This is a genomic window from Acetobacter sicerae, assembly GCF_011516765.1.
GTDB classification, from domain to species: Bacteria; Pseudomonadota; Alphaproteobacteria; order Acetobacterales; family Acetobacteraceae; genus Acetobacter; species Acetobacter sicerae.
Genome location: NZ_JAAABN010000006.1, coordinates 1 through 17,871, shown reverse-complemented (window position 1 = coordinate 17,871; position 17,871 = coordinate 1). Strand labels below are relative to the sequence as shown.

The following is a 17,871-nucleotide window of genomic DNA, read 5'->3' as shown; positions in this document are numbered from 1 at the left end:
CGCACGGACATTTCTGTGCGCCCGTTTATTTTAACAAACAGGGATAAAACCCTGAAAAACTGTCACCCTGCATTGACATGAGCAGGCACCGAGCCTTCGCTTCCGCCTGCGCGCTGCGGAACGGCGCGGATAAGAATGTGCCCTGACCATCTTCAGACTATGGTCATTTTACCTTTACCGCAGAACCGTTACATCCGCCGCGTCATGAGGCAGGGTCATGCCATATGTCTCGCCGTAGCGTGCGGCGAAAGCTTCCCGTTCCAGCCGCTCGCAATAATCAAGATAGCGTAGCAGCGCGCGCTCGGCCCTTGCCGTGCGTCCGTAAATTCCCTTGTAGTGTCGCCACAGGATCATCACGTTGACCGACCAGGCATCGTAAGCATGTTCCGTCACGCGCCTGCGGATGCTCGCGGGCAGGGCGTCAAAGGCCGCCCAGTCATCCCCGTCGTAACGACGCCACATCTCGTGGCGGAATGTCCGTTCGTTGTTGGCAGCGATGTCAGGCATCTTCCAGCGCCTCCTGCTGCCCCCAGACAGGGAAAGGATCTGGCAGGTGCGCAAAAAGCAGCGGATCGAACCGGTCTGCCTTCAGGTCAGGCACAAGGCAGGCGTTCAGCGCTGCTGCGATGGCGACCTCATCCATCTCTGATGTGCCGATAAAGACGATTTCCTGTCGTCGATCCCCGTAAACCGGGTCCCATTTCGAGAAAACATGATCGCGCCATTCATCACTGTCCGGCCAGTGATCCCTGGGAATGGTGACCCACCAGCGCCCCAGCGCCTGTGTGCGGACCAGTGCGCCCGCCTGACCCAGTTCGCCCACCCATTCGGGGCGTGTCGCCAGCCAGAAATGGCCTTTTGCCCGGATGACACCCGGCCACATGCTGTCGATGAAGGCTTTGAATCGCTCCGGCACCAAAGGACGTCGCGCCCGCCAGACAAAGGTGTGGATGCCATATTCTTCGGTTTCTGGAACGTGGCTCTGAAATTCGAACAGTTCCTTGTACCAAAGTGGGTGTTTATGGGCCTTATCATAGTCGAAACGGTGGGTGTCCAGAATCTGAGCGCAGGAGACGATGCCGTGATCCGCTTCGATGATGTCCGCATCGGCGTTGAGCGCCTGAATGATCTTTCTGGCCGCATCGCATTGTTCCGGCGTGGCGCTTGAAACCTTGTTCAGCACCACGACATCCGCGAACTCGATCTGTTCGACCAGCAGATCGACCAGTGCCCGCTCGTCGCCGTCGCCGGCAGTCTCGCCCCGGTCGTGCAGGAAATCTGTAGAACTGTAGTCTTTCAGGAGGTTCGCGGCGTCCACGACCGTCACCATTGTGTCGAGCCGCGCGATGTCGGACAGGCTCTCTCCGGCTTCATCACGAAATTCGAAGGTGGCTGCGACGGGAAGAGGCTCCGCAATGCCGGTCGATTCAATCAGGAGGTAGTCGAAGCGACCTTTCTCTGCGAGCCGCCGGACTTCCTGAAGCAGATCGTCACGCAGTGTGCAGCAGATGCAGCCATTGCTCATTTCGACCAGCGTTTCGTTCGTGCGGGACAGATCGCTGCCGCCGCGCACCAGATCGGCGTCGATGTTCACGTCGCTCATGTCGTTGACGATCACGGCGACCTTCCGGCCTTCCCGGTTGTTCAGAACATGGTTGAGAAGCGTGGTTTTGCCCGCTCCCAGAAAGCCGGAAAGCACGGTTACCGGAAGTCTTTCACCCATGACGGCCTCATCTCTTCGCTTATGATCTGATGATCATTATATGTTATGTTATAACATAACAATACGTAGCGAATATCGAATTGAGATGAATGAGGAACGAGCAATTTTTCGGAAAGAAATATGGGAACACAAACCAGCATCCGCTTGTGTTCCCGGCGAAATGGCTGGCCCGATCAGTGACTGTTCGCCAGCTTCCAGGGGAAAGCTTTCGTGCTGGCGAGGCCGATTGCGATGCCCAGGACCACGATCGAGAGCGATACAGGCGTCAGCACACTGAACCCGGCGAGGGACAGGATCTGACCGCCTGTTGCTGATCCCAGCAGAATACCCACATTGCTGGCGCTGTTGACGGCTGCTCCCGCAACGTCAGCCTGTGTTGCGTTGGCGCGAATGGCGCCCGACATCACGAACGGCACGATGGCGGAGAAGCCGATACACCAGATGGCGATGGCGACGACGCACTCCCAGCCTGTCAGAATATGTCCGGCCATCAGCCCCATGCCGACCAGCATCAGGCCGCCAGCACATAGCAGCCCCAGAGCCGGGCAACGATCCACCATCAGACTCGCCATCCATAGTCCGACGATACTGAGGCTGCCGGTGATGAGCAGAACAACGCTGAGATCGTTTTCAGCGACACCATGTTGCAGGAGAAGGGGCGTCACATAGGTGTAGAGCAGGTTGTGCGCAAAGAAGAAGACAACGTTCACAAGCACGACAAGACCGAAGTTCCGAAAGGCCTCGCGGGAACGGATGGTCGGAACACCGCCGGGCACGGAGGAGGATGGGGCCGCGACGGGCGGCAGTTTGATGGCGATGAAGACCAGAAGGATGACTGCCAGCCCTGTCATGATGAACATGGCGATGCGCCAACTGGCGAAATGTCCGATCGCGGCTGACCCTGGCACTCCAAGGATCGCGCCGAGAGACGTGCCGCCGTAGACAAAGGAAATGGCGCGTCCTGTCATCTCCGGTGGAACGAGACGCGCGGCGTAGGCCGCGACGACGGACATCAGCACCGCATGGGCGAGCCCCCCGATCATGCGCCCCATGCAGAGGACAAGAAAGCTGGGCGCCAGCGCGACAACCAGATTGGAGACGATGTAGCCGCCGAGAGAGACCAGCACCAGCATCTTGCGGTCCATTTTGCCCGTGGCGATGGTCAGCGGCACAGCGCCGAAAGCCACCATGAGGGCGAAGGCGCTGACCGCCAGTCCTGCCTGACCTTCCTGAATATGAAAGGCCTGCGCCATGTCGACGAGAAGGCCGACAGGGGCGACTTCACTTGTCAGGGCAGTGAAGGTGCACGCGAAGAGCGCGCACAGGCCGACTATTGTCGAGCCGGAAAGCGTTTTGAAGAGCATGTTGTCCTTGAAATGAATACGTACATGCCTGCAGGCACAGGACCACTTTCAGCCATAACGCAGAATCAGGGACAATGTTTATATTTTATGTTGATAGCCGGGCAGTTTTTACAGAACCGCCTTCACTGTATCTTTACTGATGTTGATCGGACTTCGCGTCGTCGTGCGTCAGAGAGTGCAGGGTGTTCTTTAATATCGTCGACGCGGGAAGACTGTCGGGGCTGGACGGAAAGGCGAATGTCAGGACGCCCCAGACAATCACAAGCAAGGCGGCCGCAACGACGAATGGCGTAAAGGTGGGTAACTTGCGGACTGGACGCTTTTCCGGCGTCTTCCCGGAAGAAGGCTGGAAAAGCGTATCCTCCTCAGCCATGCAGCACCTTCTGGAACTCGTCCCATTCGCGGCGTGACAGGCCGGAATTTTCCTGCGTCACGGTCTCGCCCGCCAGCATCTTGCGAAGAAGAGCGACCATGGTGGCCGAGAACGTTACCGCGCCGACACGATATTCCTTGAACGCCGAGGCGGCGATGGGCACCCATGCTTCGAGCATGGACAGCATGACTTCAGCGTAGACGCGAATTTCATACTGAGCGTGCGGATCGATGCGCAGGGACAGGAAGTGCATCAGATTGTGCAGATCCACCTTCCAGTACCACTGGGTGTAGGTGTTCAGCGTCAGGTTCATCCGCGCCAGTTCACGCGCCAGACCCGGTCCGTTGTCGGTGTCGAGCAGATTTTCGTAAGTGTCGTAGCAACGGATGGCGTCTTCGCGCAGCAGGTCCATGACTTTTGCGGCGGTCTCGGCGTCCAGCACATCGCCGCGACCCTGACGGTTGCTGGCGCTCTGGGCGGCCATATGCTCGGGGGAGGGGAGATAGAACTCCCGGTCGAGGATCGAGTAGCGCGCGGAATATTCGTTCACGTTGGCCGTGCGATGACGAATCCACTGACGGGCGATAAAGATCGGCAGTTTGATGTGGAATTTGATCTCGCACATCTCGAACGGGGTCGAGTGGCGATGCCGCATCAGATAGCGGATCAGACCGGTATCTTCCGAGACCTTGCGGGTGCCGCGTCCATAGGACACGCGGGCGGCCTGCACGATGGCGGCATCGTCGCCCATATAGTCGATCACACGGACGAAGCCGTGGTCCAGAACCGGATGCGCCTTGAAGAGAATGTCTTCCAGCGCGGACACGGTCGGGCGTTTGGTCGTGGCGGTTGTCTGGCCATGCTCTTCGATTTCTGTGCGCTGTGCGTCGGTCAGGGGCATGGTCATCCGGCCTTGTATCTTGGGTCTGAATCGGGTGGCTGCGTGGCCCGCAGTCGTGGTTGAGTGGCCCTAGCACACGGCGGGAATTGAATTATAGGTGTGAGGACAGGAAAATGGTTTTGATTTATTTTTTTGATCAGGAAATGGGAGCATCCTCTTTCGCAGGGATTGGTGTCTGATGTCGTGGAGCAGACTCGTTAATTTTGAAAATTTCCAAAGGATAAAGCGCTGCGAGCCAAGGGTGCGTAGGATCATAAAGAACTGTTGTGTTGTCCTGAAATTTTTTCAGGATACTGCAACTCTTATCTCTCTGATTAAACAGTAAAATCTGGTCAAATAGTGAAAATGTGCGTCGGACTGTGTGGGCACGCCCATCCTGACTAGAATATCGGCACCAGATTCTCAGATAAAGTACGCCTTTACGTCGGAAAATACAGGATTTGTAAATCGTGCCAGCTACTGGTGTGCCCCATGCGAGAAGTCGTTTTTCTTTTTGGGAAAACAGAAAGAGGGCGCATCGGACGCAAATAATGAGAAAACCAATACAGCCGACTGCAGAGATGATCAGAATGACTCCTTGTCGTTTCAAAGTGGCAATAGTGGACGTCGGAATGCTTTCCTCGGGTTGCTCGCGCAGATAGCGAACGCTGATGGTTTTACCAATTTCGCTCTGACAACCATCCTCAAGCGGACCGCTGTCTTTTCCTCGAATATATGTTCTGTCCGTTGTAGCGTATGAATAGTTTATCACGCACCGCCAGTCGCTCCGGTTTCGTCGGTGTTCCACGACAGTATGGGCGTCTTCGATAATGGCAGTCGTAACTTGACCATGTGTTTCCCAGCGATGAAGCGCTAGATATTCGCCGAGAAAAAGCACTCCCATCAAGAGGAAACTCATCAGCAACAGGAGATACAGCGCCCAGCGCATGACGGGGTCTATGGGGGTCTGTCTGATGACGTTGCGCGGAAGCGGGCAGTCAAGCGCGGAAGGAATAGCCCACTTAGACGTCATATCGGCTGCTCGCTCTGTCTTTTCACGTCGCTCTCTATGGTCGATGGTCTGCATGATGCACTGATATTTTTGAAAGAGATATTGAGCAGGGGAGTGTTATGGGTCTGAGGATTTTTACAAAGACCTTGCGGAAAAGAAGTCATATCCCTATCTTCATGAGTGCAGGAGGGTTCGACCCTTGGCTATGGCGATAAACGGAATTTGGAATAAGCGTTGTGGACCCGGGGGCGGTACCCGGCGTCTCCACCAAGAAAACTCCCGGCCAGTTCGGGATTGTGGGGACGAAACAGGCTCGACACGCGTGGTAAAGACTTTCCTTTTGCCCGGCATTGTACCGCCGTCATCGGGCTAACTTACAAGTGCCAACGATAACTCAGAGGTGCTCGCTGTCGCTGCATAAGCGATAAGCGCGGTTCGGGAGGGCACCGGGCAACAGAAGCCCTCCCACCTCAGAGAATAATCCACTCGATCAGCTTCACCTCTCTGTGACCATACAGTGCTGCAGGTGGGTTGCCTTCCTTCTGTCTTTGCCTCATCCATGCCGCCGAGATAACCTTTCACGGGACAGGTGTGGTATACAGGCGCCACACTATAGAGCGGGCAGAAGACAGGGGATTTTTCCATGACCGACAATCAGGATGGCAGCGGACCGGGCGGCGATCTGCCGGAGAGCATGCTGCCGTATGACGTCTGGATGGAAGACGCCTATCGCGAAGTCATGCTGCGTGCGCTCGAACATGTGAGCCGCGAAGGGCTTGCAGGCGAGCATCATTTCTATCTGTCTTTCCGGACCGACTGGCCGGGCGTGGATATTCCATCGCGTCTGCGCGCCCAGTATCCGCATGAGATGACGATCGTGTTGCAGCATCAGTTCTGGGATCTGAAAGTGGACCGTGAACAGCGCTGCGTTTCGGTCGGCCTGTCCTTCGGAGGAGTCGGTTCGATACTCACGATCCCGGTGGCGGCCATCACCGGCTTCGCGGACCCCCACATCCAGCTTTCAATGCGCTTCAACCCGACGGAAAAAGCCCAGCACGAAGCGGAAGTGGTGGAGGCGGAGACTGTTCCTGAAACAGAGCCGGAAGATCTGGCTCCGAAAGGGGACGCCGCTGTCGTGAGTCTCGATGCTTTTCGTAAAAAGGGCCCGAAACCGAACTGACGCCGCAAGGCCCAGCCGGACGCCCGATCGGAGACTGAGACGATGACTGCTGACACCACCGCGCCAAAAGCTCCGGCGCAGAAGGCTGCGTTCAAGACGCCAGCGATCAAGGATTTTTCCTATGCCCCGCTGTTTCAGTTGGGCAAGGATGAAACTCCCTACCGCAAGCTCGATCTCGGTGGGGTCAGCACATCGAAGGTCGGTGACAAAACCATCCTGCATGTCGAGCCGGAAACCCTGTCCGCGCTGGCGGCGGAGGCGTTCAACGATATCGCCCATCTGCTGCGGCCCTCGCATCTCCAGTCGCTCGCCAACATCCTCAAGGACCCGGAAGCGTCCGACAATGACCGGTTTGTCGCGCTCGACCTGCTGAAGAACGCCTGCATCGCAGCTGGTGGCGCGCTGCCGATGTGTCAGGATACCGGCACAGCCATTGTCGTCGGCAAGAAAGGCCAGCGCATCTGGGTCGAAGGCAATGACGACGAAGCCTTCGCCCGCGGTGTTTACAAGACCTACACGACCACGGCTCTGCGCTATTCACAGATGGCGCCGCTGACGATCTTCGACGAGAAGAACACCGGCACCAACCTACCCGTGCAGGTCGATATCGCCGCTAATCCGGGCGATTATCACCCTGAGGAATACGACCTCCTGTTCGTCGCCAAGGGCGGCGGTTCAGCCAACAAGACGTTCCTGTTTCAGGAAACGCGGGCGCTGATCTTCAATAAGGAGACGCTGCTCAAGTGGCTGGAGACCAAACTCCGCACCCTCGGCACGTCGGCCTGTCCGCCTTATCATCTCGCCATCGTGCTGGGCGGCATGTCCGCCGAGCAGACGCTCAAGACCGTCAAGATGGCCTCCACGCACTATTACGATTCGCTGCCCGACAAGGGGAACGAAAACGGGCAGGCGTTCCGTGACAGGGAAATGGAAGCGGAAGTTCTGAAGCTGACCCAGAAACTAGGCATCGGCGCGCAGTTCGGTGGCAAGTATTTCTGCCATGACGTGCGGGTCGTGCGTCTGCCGCGTCACGGCGCATCCTTCCCGGTGGGCATCGGTGTGTCCTGCTCGGCGGACCGTCAGGCGAAGGCGAAGATCACGGCGGAAGGCGTGTTCCTCGAACAGCTTGAGCACGATCCTGCCCGTTTCCTGCCCGAGACGACCGATGAACATCTCGAAGGCGAGGCGGTCAACATCGACCTCAACCGTCCGATGGACGAGATCCGCAAGGAACTGTCGAAATATCCCGTCAAGACGCGTCTGTCCCTGACCGGCACGATGGTCGTGGCGCGTGATATCGCCCACGCCAAGTTCAAGGAGCGTCTGGAGAAGGGCGAGGGGCTGCCGCAGTATCTCAAGGACCATCCGGTCTATTACGCCGGTCCGGCCAAGACCCCGGCGGGTATGCCGACCGGTTCCTTCGGTCCGACGACAGCAGGCCGCATGGATTCGTATGTCGCCGAACTCCAGAAGGCTGGCGGTTCCTATGTGATGCTGGCCAAGGGCAACCGCTCCAAGGCCGTGAAGGACGCCTGCCAGACCTATGGCGGGTTCTACCTCGGCTCGGTCGGTGGTCCGGCGGCTCGTCTGGCCAAGGACTGCATCCGCAAGGTCGAGGTGCTGGAATATCCGGAACTGGGCATGGAAGCGGTTTGGAAGATCGAAGTCGAGAATTTCCCTGCATTCATCGTCATTGATGACAAGGGCAACGACTTCTACGCCGGTCTGACCTGATCTGCCGATAATCTGCTCTGTGCCGGAGGAGGGCTTGCTTTCCTCCGGCAACGCCGTTCAATAGACATTACGAAAGCGACGCCATGTCCTCGGCGTCGCAAGGCGGATACGCTTCAGAGTAAGGCATTGTCTCATGCGCTTCACCGTTGATCGACTGGACCACGTTGTTCTCACTGTCCGTGATATTGAGGTCTCGGCGTCCTGGTATCAGCGTGTTCTGGGCATGGAACGTGAGGAATATGGCCGTCACAATCGCACGGCTCTGAAGTTCGGTGGTCAGAAGATCAATCTGCGGCCGGAAGGCATGGAAGGCTGGGAGACGGCTCAGTTCGCTTCCTGCGGCACCAATGATCTATGTTTCATCGCGGCTGTCGCCAGTGCAGATGTGATCGACCATCTCAAAGGCTGCGGTGTGGAGGTTGTTGAAGGTCCTGTGGCCCGCCTCGGAGCGCTTGGCCCGGTGACCTCAGTTTATTGCCATGACCCCGACCAGAACCTGATCGAAATCGCCTCCTATCAGGGATAGGTCAGACCGTTTGCGTTTCTGGTTCTGTTTGCAAGGGGGGGGGGCTAGTTGGATTTTACATCCAGCAGGTCTGAAATGCTTATTTCCAGAGCCTTGCAAATATCCAGCAGCTCTTCCGCATCAGGTCTGGCCTTGCAGTCTTCGAAAAGTTTCAGGCGCTCTTTATCTATACCAGAAATCGCGGAGAGCTGCTCAAGCGTCAGGCTGCGATCCTGGCGCCTTTTTTTCATGTTGGTGCCGATAATTATTGTTAATTGGTTTTGCATCCCATTTTTTCCAATGCGTTTGATATCTCTCGGAAGCGCGTAAAGAAGTAAGTAAATCTCATGTTTTTTGATATGGATATATAAAAACATCGCTTTCATAAATCTATGTATTTGGAAACATTTTCACTTCGTCTTTAAAATAAAACAAGAATATTAACGGGTTTTTAACGATTTATGTGTCGAATCGTGTGAAATGTTATATAGCTTTTCGAGGCTAAAGAGCTGTTACCGGGCAGCTGACGCTTAGTTGTCTCAACCGAATTTTGAAGGCTGCTAGCTTGAATTATTTTACAAGGTGCCTGATTATTCTGGCAGATGAGGCCTACAAAAAAGGCGATCATAAAATTGCAGTGGCGTGTATCAATGCAATTTATCAGTCTTATGATGGAAATACAGATGTCGCTCTGCGGGTAATAAATTATCTATCTGACAGTTCTGTTATTTCGGAATTACAAGATGTTGCGTAATTTTTGCAATTAAAACTCCAGAAATATTGCCTTTTTATATTTCTGGAGTGAAAAAATTTTAAAGTCCAAGTGTTGTGTAAAAAATTACACAGGGCAGACCAGAATATGATGTTTCTTGCCCGATGAAAGCTTGATCGAACCGTCTACGGCGTCCGCCAGCGAGACCGTTTGCCCTTCATCCTTGATCTGCACATCGTTCACGCGCGCTCCACCGCCACGGATCAGGCGACGCGCCTCGCCGTTGCTGGTGGCGAGACCGGCTTCCATGAAAATCCGGAATGCCGGCATGCCTGCCTCAAGGTCAGCGCGAGGCAACGTGCGGGTCGGCAGGGCAGTCGCAGTGGTTCCCGCCTCGAAAACCTTTCGGGCTGTTTCTTCCGCTTCCTCTGCCGCTGCGCGACCGTGACACAGAGCGGTCGCCTCAGTGGCCAGAATCTTCTTCGCCTCGTTGATGCTTGCCCCCTCAAGCGAGCCGAGGCGATCGCACTCTTCAATCGGCAGATCCGTGAACAGCTTGAGAAAGCGACCGACGTCGGCATCTTCCGTATTACGCCAGAACTGCCAGTATTCGAACACTGGCAGTTTTTCTGCGGATAGCCAGACAGCGCCCTTGGCGCTCTTGCCCATTTTGGCGCCGGAAGCAGTGGTCAGCAGGGGAGCGGTAAGACCGAACACCTGCTTGCTGTCCGTGCGTCGGACGAGGTCAATGCCGGAGACAATGTTGCCCCACTGATCCGAGCCGCCCATCTGAAGCGTCACGCCGTAACGGCGGTTCAGTTCGCGGAAGTCGAAGGACTGGAGGATCGAGTAGTTGAACTCAAGGAAAGTCAGTCCCTGTTCGCGTTCAAGGCGGGAGCGGACAGAGTCAAAGGACAGCATCCGGTTGACGGAGAAATGCACACCTACTTCACGAAGCAGTTCGATGTAGGAAAGCTTGTCCAGCCAGTCGGCGTTGTTGGCCAGAACGGCATCAGACGGACCGTCACCGAAAGTCATCATCTGGCGCAGGTTGCCTTCGATACCCGTGATGTTTTTTGCGATGGTGTCGTCCGACATCAACGAACGTGCTTCCTCGCGGAAAGACGGATCGCCGATCTTCGCCGTGCCGCCGCCGAGAAGCGCGACGGGACGATGGCCGTGCTTCTGGAGCAGACGCAGCAGCATGATCTGTGTGGCGGAGCCGACATGCAGACTATCCGCCGTCGGATCGAAGCCGATATAGCCCGTGACAGGTCCGGCGAGCATGGCCGCATCAAGCGCTTCCGCATCCGTACACTGGAAGAGGAAGCCGCGAGCCTGAGCTTCGCGCATGAAAGGGCTACGGAAATCTGTGGGAGAGGTCTGCTCTGTCATCACCGGTCCTGTTCGTCTCGCGGCGTTGCTTTACCACGAGGGACGGGCGGACGGAACTGCAGGACAGTCTTGAGACTGACTGTCCTGCGGAAAGTTTTGTCAGTCTGCGGCGAGAGCCAGACTGCGACGGGCCATGACCGTGCTGACATGGTCTTCAAGCGCGTCAACGACCTGATCGGCCTGTTTGGCGAAGATATGGTCGGCATCCGGGAAGATGCGGTAATCGACCTGCACGTTCTTCTGCGTGTTCAGCTTGTCCACCAGCTTGTGGATGGCGGGTTCCGGCGCGAGATCGTCCTTGCCGCCGGCAATCATCAGACCACCGCAGGGACAGGGAGCGAGGAAGCCGAAGTCATAGTGCGCAGCCGGAGGAGCCACACTGATCCAGCCCGTTACTTCCGGACGGCGCATCAGCAGCTGCATTCCGACGAATGCGCCGAAGGAATAACCTGCAATCCAGAGCGCACCGGCGTTCGGGTTGACGGCCTGCATCCAGTCGAGGGCTGCTGCGGCATCGGAAATCTCGCCGATACCACCGTCATAACGCCCCTGTGAGCGACCAACGCCACGCGAGTTGTAGCGCATGACGGAAAAGCCCATTTTTTCAAATGAACGATACATCGCATAGGTAATGCGGTTGTTCATGGTCCCGCCATGCAGCGGGTGAGGGTGGAGCACAAGGGCGAGCGGCGCATTCGGCTCGCTCGAGTGATGGTAACGTCCTTCAAGGCGGCCATCGGGGCCGGCGAACATAACCTCAGGCATTATGTTTCCGCAATTTTCTGGTTTCCGTCCCTGGGCATGACTGGAAACCTGTTTAGAGGACTCTGTCCGGAAAGAAGCGATGCCTCGCATTCCCTGCCGGGTTCGAAATCAAAAATGCCCCTGAAACCAGAGGCGCAAATCAGCCTTCCGGAGACATTCACCTCTTCCGGAAAGCCGTCATAATGTTTTCACTTGCGTGACATGGTGGGACGCTTAATCTACCACTATTCGGGTCAAAATGTGCGCATAACCTGCGTCAGTCGGGTAAACCGTGCCTTGCACCGGCCGCAATCCTTGTTCCTTCGTGGCGTTCAGAAGCCACTCTGGTGTGTCTGGCCGGACACCTGCCAACCACGGTTGACTCGGCAGTAGGACCATCCATTATGATCTCCGGGCTGCGGCATTGCTGCAACATACGCCGGACTTGGCGGACGCGATCAATGTTTCCCACGAATCGTGTCCCTTGAGCCACATATAGCGGTTTGAGAGCGCAGTTTGCCACATAAATCGTACATTTGTGATCAAAGTCATTGAAAATGGCTGAAAAACCAGTCCTGTCCGGCCATCATATCCTGAATGAAAAGTCCGGTATCCATGATTTATCTTGATGCCAACGCGACAGAGCCGTTGCGTCCGGAAGCGCGGGAGGCGGCCATGGACGCCATGGCTATCGTCGGCAATCCCTCATCGCCTCACAGCGCCGGACGACAGGCGCGCGCCATGCTGGATCACGCCCGGCGAAGTGTCTCGGCCCATCTCGGTGTGCACCCGGATAATTGCGTTTTCACTTCAGGGGGTACCGAGGCCAACACGTTAGCCGTGAAGGGGCTTGGTAAAGGACGTCGTCGCCTTGTCGGCGCGACAGAACATGACGCGGTCCGCAAGGCGTCCGATGACACGGATCAGGTGGAAGTGCTGCCCGTTCTGTCTGATGGCCGGATAGACCTCGCTGTTCTCGAGCAAAAGCTCGCAGACCGTTCTCAGGAAACGCTAGTCTGCATCATGCTGGCCAATAACGAGACCGGCGTCATCAATCCCATTCGTGAAGTCAGTCGTCTCTGTCGTGCTGCACAGGCGACATTGCATGTCGATGCAGTTCAGGCTGTCGGGCGTATGCCGGTCAGTCTCGCTGATTTGGGAGCGGACAGCGTTGCGCTCTCGGGCCACAAATTCGGTGGACTGAAGGGGGCTGGAGCTCTGGTGCTGGCCGGGAATGGGCCGGTTGTTGTGCCGCCCATGCAGGCGGGAGGCGGACAGGAACGGGGGCGGCGCGGGGGAACACAGGCGCTTCCCGCCATTGCGTCCATGGCGGCGGCTCTGGACGCTGCTCTGGCGCGCCCTGTCGATCCGGGAGCGCTCCGCGACAGACTTGAGACCACGGCTTTGCAACAGGGAGTGCAGGTCTGCGGTGTGGACGCTCCCAGACTGGCGAACACATCCTGCCTGTTGCTGCCGGGTGTTCGTAGTGAGGCGCAGTTGATTGCGCTGGATCTCGCGGGATTCTGCGTTTCGGCGGGATCAGCCTGTTCTTCAGGCAAGGTTGGTGGGTCTCATGTGCTGCATGCCATGGGATTGGACGATCTGGCGAGTAATGCTCTGCGTGTGTCACTGCCATGGAACGTGGAAGCTCGCCATGTGGATGAGTTCATCCTGGCTTACGGCAAAATGGCGGCACGAAGAAAAGCAGGTTGAGGAGAGAGATTTTTCCGCAGTTGTCAGCGGGAAAGGTCGCTCCAGCCGATCAGGTCTGTGTGTGAGTCGGCCAGACCAGCTCGAAAGCCGGGACTGCATAGGGCAGCCAGCTCCGCTTCATGCTCATACGTTGGCATAAGCTTCTGAAGCAGTGCGTTCTTGTGCGTGGCGGGATGAAAATAGATTTCAGAGACGCCATCGGGGAGATGAGCAGCCAGAGCAGCAACACGGTCTGGCGTCATGTGGCCGCTCCATTCGATGCCGAAACACCAGTCGTTCGTCACCATGCCAGCGGAGCGGGCCTGCCAGCGTAAAAGCTTTGTCCAGTGACGGAGGGCCGCCGCTCCAAAGCTGTCGACATAGGTGCCGGCTGCCATCAATGGCTCTGGCGGTTCCAGAGGAACTCGCACGGCGCGGAGGCCACGCCGTTTGCCGCTTTCGATCATCAGCTTTCCGACAGTTGGATGCAGATGCATGTGCTTGTGGGCGTTGGCATGATCGAGCGTAAGCCCTGTCCGCGCAAAGGCCGCGAACTGTGCTTCGATCTCGGCTGCAAGCTGCTTCCGGACTGCGGGCCGGAAAAAATAGTTGATGCCCAGCTTCAGCTGATCGGACGGAAACTGTCCATCGGGTGAAACCAGCAGTGGGATTTCTGAAGGGGGAAGGACGCATGGTCCTTCGATCACCACCAGATGCAGCCCGACATGCAGCGTCGGGATGCGTCTGGCGCGTTCGATGGCGTCTTCAACCGCAGGTCCGGCCATCATCAGGCTGGCTGTGGAGAGAACGCCATCGCGGTGCGCGATCTCAATGGCTTCGTTGACTTCGACTGACAGGCCGAAGTCATCGGAGGAAATGATCGCGCGTCGCATGAGAGTCGGATCAGGCCGCGTTACGGTCGCGCAGGAAGTGGAAGAACTCCACACCTTCACGCAGACGACGCTTCATCATCTGCGGGCTGCGCACCATCTCGCTGACGATGGAGGCGATCTTCGGGGCGCGGAAGTAGAACTTCTTGTAGAATTCCTCCACGCCGTTGAAGATTTCCGTGTGCGACAGGTGAGGGTAGTGCAGCGGAGCCATCTGCACGCCGTTCTCGTCGATCAACTCGGCATGAGATTCATCGAACCAGCCGTTTTCGATCGCCTGCTTGTGCAGGGCCGTGCCGGGATATGGCGCGGCGAGGGACACCTGCAGCGTGTGCGGGTTGATGTCCTTGGCGAAATTGATGGTTTCCTGAATGGTCTCCTTCGTCTCGCCCGGCAGGCCGAGAATGAAGGTGCCGTGGATCTTGATCCCCAGCTCGTGGCAGTTCTTGGTGAACTCACGCGCCACTTCGACACGCATGCCCTTCTTGATGTTGTGAAGGATCTGCTGGTTACCGCTCTCGTAGCCGACGAGCAGCAGACGAAGGCCGTTGTCCTTCAGGATCTCTAGCGTCTTGCGGGGAACATTGGCCTTGGCGTTGCAGGACCATGTGACGCCCAGCTTGCCAAGCTCTCTGGCGATGGCCTCGGCGCGCGGCAGGTCGTCGGTGAAGGTGTCGTCGTCGAAGAAGAACTCCTTCACCTGCGGGAAATACTGCTTCGCCAGACGGATCTCGGCGGCGACGTGCTGCGGGCTGCGCGTGCGGTAGTGATGGCCGCCGACCGTCTGCGGCCACAGGCAGAACGTGCAGCGGGATTTACAGCCACGACCCGTGTAGATCGAGATATACGGGTGCATCAGGTAGCCGATGAAGTAGTCTTCGATATTGAGGTCGCGCTTGTAGACCTCTGTCACGAACGGCAGGCTGTCCATGTTCTCGATCATGGCGCGGTCACGGTTGTTGATGATCTCGCCTTCGCTGTTGCGATAGCTGATGCCGTCAACGTCCTTGAATTCGCGACCTTCGGCGATTTCCTTGATGGTGAAGTCGAATTCGTTGCGGGCGACGAAGTCCACCACCGGAGCCTTGAGCAGGCTTTCTTCCGGCTGAACCGCCACTTTCGCGCCAACAAACCCGATCTTGATGTTCGGATTCACGTCCTTGATCATCTGCGCGACTTCGACATCCTTCGAGAAGGAAGGCGTCGAGGTATGGATGATGACCAGATCGCGGTTTTTCACATCCTCAAGAATCGGCTCCATGCCGATGCCGGCGGGAGGCGCATCAATCAGACGGCTTCCTTCGACAAGGGCCGCAGGCTGAGCCAGCCATGTCGGATACCAGAAAGATTTGATCTCGCGCTTGGCCTGATAGCGCGAACCGGCGCCTCCATCGAACCCGTCGAAAGTGGGAGGCTGCAGAAACAGGGTCTTTAACATGCGCGAAATCCTTAATCTGGCATTCGCCGAAACAAAAAGTTGCAGACGGGTATCGCCAGCGGGAGCGCATGGCAAGTGTTCGCTGCGGAAAGGAGCGTAGTCTAACTGTCAAATACGACTGGTGGCACTCTCATCTGCTCCGTTTCAACGAGGGTTTCAGGGACCGTCATTGGGAGAAAGTGGGGTGCCGACAGGCGGAACGGAAGGGGCGACGGCAGGATGGGGGGTGACATGCATGGTATGCCCCCGCCAGTCCACGCGTGAACCAGTCATGCTGCCGACCATGACGGCGGCTGAAAGCCAGTCACGGAAAGGCAGCAGGAGGAGAGGAAGCAGGGATCTCTGTCCGACGGTCCGGTCCATTGCAAACGCGCAGAGCGCCCGAAAAGCCCATCCCCATAGAAAAAATGTCAGAAAACCCGCTGCATGTGGCTGCAGAAGCACGGCGAATGAAAGCCAGAACAGCGGCAGCTGGATCGCGGAAGCCATATAACCCGCCGGAGCAAGGGCGCGCACGGTGCGTCCCCAGCGTAGCTCGTGGATCAGCAGATCCGTGAAAGTGGTTTCAGCAATCGTGGTCCATGTCATGGTTTCGGCGATTGCAATATTTTGCCCATTGGCTCGGACAAGACGTCCGAGAATGGCGTCATCGGCGACATGGGAGACCAGAGCCTGAAATCCCCCGACCTCTTCGAGAGTCGTGCGGGAGAGAGCCATGGTCGCGCCGAGACAGTCCTGTCGTCCCAGATAACGGGACAGCAGAACCCCCGGCAGGAAGTTGTGGTTGATCTGGCAGGCGGCGAACAGGCGCGGAATATTCCGGCTGGCAGGTAGTCCGGCATAGATTGTGGTCACCAGTCCGGTGTCCGGCAGCACAAGCTTTTTGACGACCTGTTGCAGGTAGTCCGGGCTGACATGAATGTCGGAATCAGAGATGACCAGCAGATCATGCCGGGCTCTCGGCAGCATGTTGATCAGATTGCCGACCTTGCGGTTGTCGCCATGCTGCGTGCCGTTGATGACAAGGCACATATCAATGTGCGGGTGCCGTTTCTGGAGATGCTCAACCATTTCAATGGCTGGATCGTTGGCCCGCTGAACCCCGAAAACAATCTGGAAAGCGGGGTAATCCTGCGTGCAGAAACTCTCCAGAGCCTCTGCTAGCAGCGGTTCATCCCCATGAAGAGGCTTCAGGATGGTGACCGGTGGCTGGAGATCGTGCGCGGGCGTCGCTTTCTTCTCGTCCGAGCGAAAGCGAATCACCAGCAATGTGCCGAGTGCAGCCTGAACAGCTCCTGCGACGCCGAGGACATCGCAGAAAATGGCGAGATCATGCAGAAGGGTCATCAGGACTGCCGGATAACGGTCGTCTGCATCGTATCAAATGCAACGGCAGAAGGACCGGTCGCAGGCAGGCTCCGAAGCATAGGGAATCAGTCCTCCGAGAAGGTCTTCACTTTTTTGTTCAGAACAGCAATGAGACCGTTCACATCACTGGACGCCAGCGTCGAGCCGAAATCGGAGCGCTGAGCAACGACCTGACTGATATGCCCTTGCAGCAACACATCGACAATCTTCCAGCTGCCATTTTCCTGACGCATGACATAGTCGATTTCTGTTCCCTGCGGGTTTTCATCCGACCCGATATGTGTCGTCACCTTCTGTTCGGACGCGACCGGCAGGGCGCTGATTTCTGGTGAAAGGCTGAATTTCGCACCGGAACCCGGCTTGAAGCTCGAAAGATAACGGGCGACCGTATATTCGCGGAAAGCGACCATCAGCTTCTGTTTGTCGTCAGCGGAAAGCTGGGCATAGCGTGAGGCGCCGACAGAAGCGCGCAGAACGCTTTCCAGATCGTATGACTGATCTACGACAGGCGCCAGTTTACTGGTGCGTGCAGCAAAACTGCCTGAGTTCGGCTGCTGGATTGCGTCCAGAGCCTGATTGAGAGCCTGAACCGGCGCCGTCACTGCAGTGGCGTTCTGTGCATGGACACCGAAAGACTGAAAGGAAAGAGAAGCACCAAGGACAAGGGCTGACAGGGCCGGAAACCGTAGTCTGGTCATTTGCTTTTATACTCCTGAGGCCATTCTCACAGATGAGGACTGTTCTTCAACGACCCCCAGCGCTGCGAGCGCTGTCTGGACGATGTATGGGGCGTTGAGGTGTGCGACGTTGTATTGCTCGAACTGGCTGTCATGGTCGATGAACATATCCGGGAGCGTCATG

At 57.0% G+C, this 17,871-nt stretch carries 17 protein-coding genes and 1 other RNA gene; 5 read left to right on the top strand and 13 right to left on the bottom strand.

Translation table 11 applies throughout. The features are described 5' to 3' along the window. Positions 1–174 precede the first annotated feature (174 nt). From GVI59_RS08180 to GVI59_RS08155, 6 genes are all read right to left on the bottom strand, one after another. Entirely contained in the window at positions 175–507 is a 333-nt protein-coding gene (locus GVI59_RS08180; protein WP_173573800.1) for a DUF6525 family protein, read from the bottom strand. After that, positions 500–1,723 carry a GTP-binding protein gene (locus GVI59_RS08175; RefSeq protein WP_173573799.1) on the bottom strand — a complete coding sequence of 408 codons (1,224 nt, stop codon included), beginning with the start codon at positions 1,721–1,723 and terminating at the stop codon, positions 500–502. The genes GVI59_RS08180 and GVI59_RS08175 overlap by 8 nt, the downstream gene beginning before the upstream one ends. 173 nt (positions 1,724–1,896) lie before the next feature. Beyond that, complete coding sequence (locus tag GVI59_RS08170; RefSeq protein WP_173573798.1) at positions 1,897–3,087, bottom strand: MFS transporter; 1,191 nt, start codon at positions 3,085–3,087, stop codon at positions 1,897–1,899. Positions 3,088–3,220: 133 nt separating this feature from the next. Further along, a complete protein-coding gene (locus tag GVI59_RS08165) occupies positions 3,221–3,460 on the bottom strand; it encodes a hypothetical protein (RefSeq protein ID WP_173573797.1) in 240 nt (79 codons plus the stop codon). Further along, complete coding sequence (gene thyX / locus GVI59_RS08160; protein ID WP_173573796.1) at positions 3,453–4,361, bottom strand: FAD-dependent thymidylate synthase; 909 nt, start codon at positions 4,359–4,361, stop codon at positions 3,453–3,455. The genes GVI59_RS08165 and thyX overlap by 8 nt, the downstream gene beginning before the upstream one ends. A gap of 136 nt (positions 4,362–4,497) precedes the next feature. Continuing rightward, positions 4,498–5,427 carry a DUF3592 domain-containing protein gene (locus tag GVI59_RS08155; protein ID WP_173573795.1) on the bottom strand — a complete coding sequence of 310 codons (930 nt, stop codon included), beginning with the start codon at positions 5,425–5,427 and terminating at the stop codon, positions 4,498–4,500. A 67-nt stretch (positions 5,428–5,494) separates the two neighbouring features. Here GVI59_RS08155 and ssrA point away from each other — a divergent pair. The 4 genes from ssrA (at position 5,495) to GVI59_RS08135 (ending at position 8,792) form a co-directional block, all read left to right on the top strand. Then, positions 5,495–5,820: a transfer-messenger RNA gene (ssrA, locus tag GVI59_RS08150) on the top strand. A 175-nt stretch (positions 5,821–5,995) separates the two neighbouring features. Continuing rightward, complete coding sequence (locus GVI59_RS08145) at positions 5,996–6,532, top strand: SspB family protein (RefSeq protein WP_173573794.1); 537 nt, start codon at positions 5,996–5,998, stop codon at positions 6,530–6,532. A gap of 42 nt (positions 6,533–6,574) precedes the next feature. Next, positions 6,575–8,266 (top strand): fumarate hydratase, encoded by a 1,692-nt coding sequence (locus tag GVI59_RS08140; RefSeq protein ID WP_173573793.1) that lies wholly within the window; start codon positions 6,575–6,577, stop codon positions 8,264–8,266. A 133-nt stretch (positions 8,267–8,399) separates the two neighbouring features. Beyond that, on the top strand, positions 8,400–8,792 hold the full coding sequence (locus GVI59_RS08135; RefSeq protein WP_173573792.1) for a VOC family protein: 393 nt from the start codon (positions 8,400–8,402) through the stop codon (positions 8,790–8,792). 44 nt (positions 8,793–8,836) lie between these two features. On the opposite strand, the gene GVI59_RS08130 is transcribed toward GVI59_RS08135, so the two are convergent. The 3 genes from GVI59_RS08130 to GVI59_RS08120 all read right to left on the bottom strand — a co-directional run bounded on the left by GVI59_RS08130 (position 8,837) and on the right by GVI59_RS08120 (position 11,643). Further along, complete coding sequence (locus tag GVI59_RS08130; protein ID WP_173573791.1) at positions 8,837–9,157, bottom strand: helix-turn-helix domain-containing protein; 321 nt, start codon at positions 9,155–9,157, stop codon at positions 8,837–8,839. A gap of 452 nt (positions 9,158–9,609) precedes the next feature. Beyond that, positions 9,610–10,878 (bottom strand): tyrosine--tRNA ligase, encoded by a 1,269-nt coding sequence (tyrS, locus tag GVI59_RS08125; RefSeq protein WP_173573790.1) that lies wholly within the window; start codon positions 10,876–10,878, stop codon positions 9,610–9,612. A gap of 99 nt (positions 10,879–10,977) precedes the next feature. Beyond that, entirely contained in the window at positions 10,978–11,643 is a 666-nt protein-coding gene (locus tag GVI59_RS08120) for an alpha/beta hydrolase (protein ID WP_010666971.1), read from the bottom strand. A 594-nt stretch (positions 11,644–12,237) separates the two neighbouring features. Here GVI59_RS08120 and GVI59_RS08115 point away from each other — a divergent pair. Further along, on the top strand, positions 12,238–13,335 hold the full coding sequence (locus GVI59_RS08115) for a cysteine desulfurase family protein (RefSeq protein ID WP_173573789.1): 1,098 nt from the start codon (positions 12,238–12,240) through the stop codon (positions 13,333–13,335). Between the two features lie 23 nt (positions 13,336–13,358). On the opposite strand, the gene hpnK is transcribed toward GVI59_RS08115, so the two are convergent. The 4 genes from hpnK to GVI59_RS08095 all read right to left on the bottom strand — a co-directional run bounded on the left by hpnK (position 13,359) and on the right by GVI59_RS08095 (position 17,708). Continuing rightward, positions 13,359–14,207, bottom strand: a complete 849-nt coding sequence (hpnK, locus tag GVI59_RS08110; RefSeq protein ID WP_173573788.1) for a hopanoid biosynthesis-associated protein HpnK — start codon at positions 14,205–14,207, stop codon at positions 13,359–13,361. Between the two features lie 10 nt (positions 14,208–14,217). Next, the gene (gene hpnJ, locus GVI59_RS08105) at positions 14,218–15,642 is read right to left on the bottom strand and encodes a hopanoid biosynthesis associated radical SAM protein HpnJ (RefSeq protein WP_173573787.1); all 1,425 of its coding nucleotides are present in this window, start codon (positions 15,640–15,642) and stop codon (positions 14,218–14,220) included. Between the two features lie 156 nt (positions 15,643–15,798). After that, complete coding sequence (gene hpnI, locus GVI59_RS08100) at positions 15,799–16,989, bottom strand: bacteriohopanetetrol glucosamine biosynthesis glycosyltransferase HpnI (protein WP_173573786.1); 1,191 nt, start codon at positions 16,987–16,989, stop codon at positions 15,799–15,801. 86 nt (positions 16,990–17,075) lie between these two features. Continuing rightward, the gene (locus tag GVI59_RS08095) at positions 17,076–17,708 is read right to left on the bottom strand and encodes an ABC transporter substrate-binding protein (protein WP_173573785.1); all 633 of its coding nucleotides are present in this window, start codon (positions 17,706–17,708) and stop codon (positions 17,076–17,078) included. Positions 17,709–17,871 lie beyond the last annotated feature (163 nt).

Bases quoted from the DNA above. Each gene is read 5' to 3' on its own strand.
- GVI59_RS08180 (WP_173573800.1), bottom strand. From the start codon at position 507: ATGCCTGACATCGCTGCCAACAACGAACGGACATTCCGCCACGAGATG.
- GVI59_RS08175 (WP_173573799.1), bottom strand. From the start codon at position 1,723: ATGGGTGAAAGACTTCCGGTAACCGTGCTTTCCGGCTTTCTGGGAGCG.
- GVI59_RS08170 (WP_173573798.1), bottom strand. From the start codon at position 3,087: ATGCTCTTCAAAACGCTTTCCGGCTCGACAATAGTCGGCCTGTGCGCG.
- GVI59_RS08165 (WP_173573797.1), bottom strand. From the start codon at position 3,460: ATGGCTGAGGAGGATACGCTTTTCCAGCCTTCTTCCGGGAAGACGCCG.
- thyX (WP_173573796.1), bottom strand. From the start codon at position 4,361: ATGCCCCTGACCGACGCACAGCGCACAGAAATCGAAGAGCATGGCCAG.
- GVI59_RS08155 (WP_173573795.1), bottom strand. From the start codon at position 5,427: ATGCAGACCATCGACCATAGAGAGCGACGTGAAAAGACAGAGCGAGCA.
- GVI59_RS08145 (WP_173573794.1), top strand. From the start codon at position 5,996: ATGACCGACAATCAGGATGGCAGCGGACCGGGCGGCGATCTGCCGGAG.
- GVI59_RS08140 (WP_173573793.1), top strand. From the start codon at position 6,575: ATGACTGCTGACACCACCGCGCCAAAAGCTCCGGCGCAGAAGGCTGCG.
- GVI59_RS08135 (WP_173573792.1), top strand. From the start codon at position 8,400: ATGCGCTTCACCGTTGATCGACTGGACCACGTTGTTCTCACTGTCCGT.
- GVI59_RS08130 (WP_173573791.1), bottom strand. From the start codon at position 9,157: ATGAAAGCGATGTTTTTATATATCCATATCAAAAAACATGAGATTTAC.
- tyrS (WP_173573790.1), bottom strand. From the start codon at position 10,878: ATGACAGAGCAGACCTCTCCCACAGATTTCCGTAGCCCTTTCATGCGC.
- GVI59_RS08120 (WP_010666971.1), bottom strand. From the start codon at position 11,643: ATGCCTGAGGTTATGTTCGCCGGCCCCGATGGCCGCCTTGAAGGACGT.
- GVI59_RS08115 (WP_173573789.1), top strand. From the start codon at position 12,238: ATGATTTATCTTGATGCCAACGCGACAGAGCCGTTGCGTCCGGAAGCG.
- hpnK (WP_173573788.1), bottom strand. From the start codon at position 14,207: ATGCGACGCGCGATCATTTCCTCCGATGACTTCGGCCTGTCAGTCGAA.
- hpnJ (WP_173573787.1), bottom strand. From the start codon at position 15,642: ATGTTAAAGACCCTGTTTCTGCAGCCTCCCACTTTCGACGGGTTCGAT.
- hpnI (WP_173573786.1), bottom strand. From the start codon at position 16,989: ATGACCCTTCTGCATGATCTCGCCATTTTCTGCGATGTCCTCGGCGTC.
- GVI59_RS08095 (WP_173573785.1), bottom strand. From the start codon at position 17,708: ATGACCAGACTACGGTTTCCGGCCCTGTCAGCCCTTGTCCTTGGTGCT.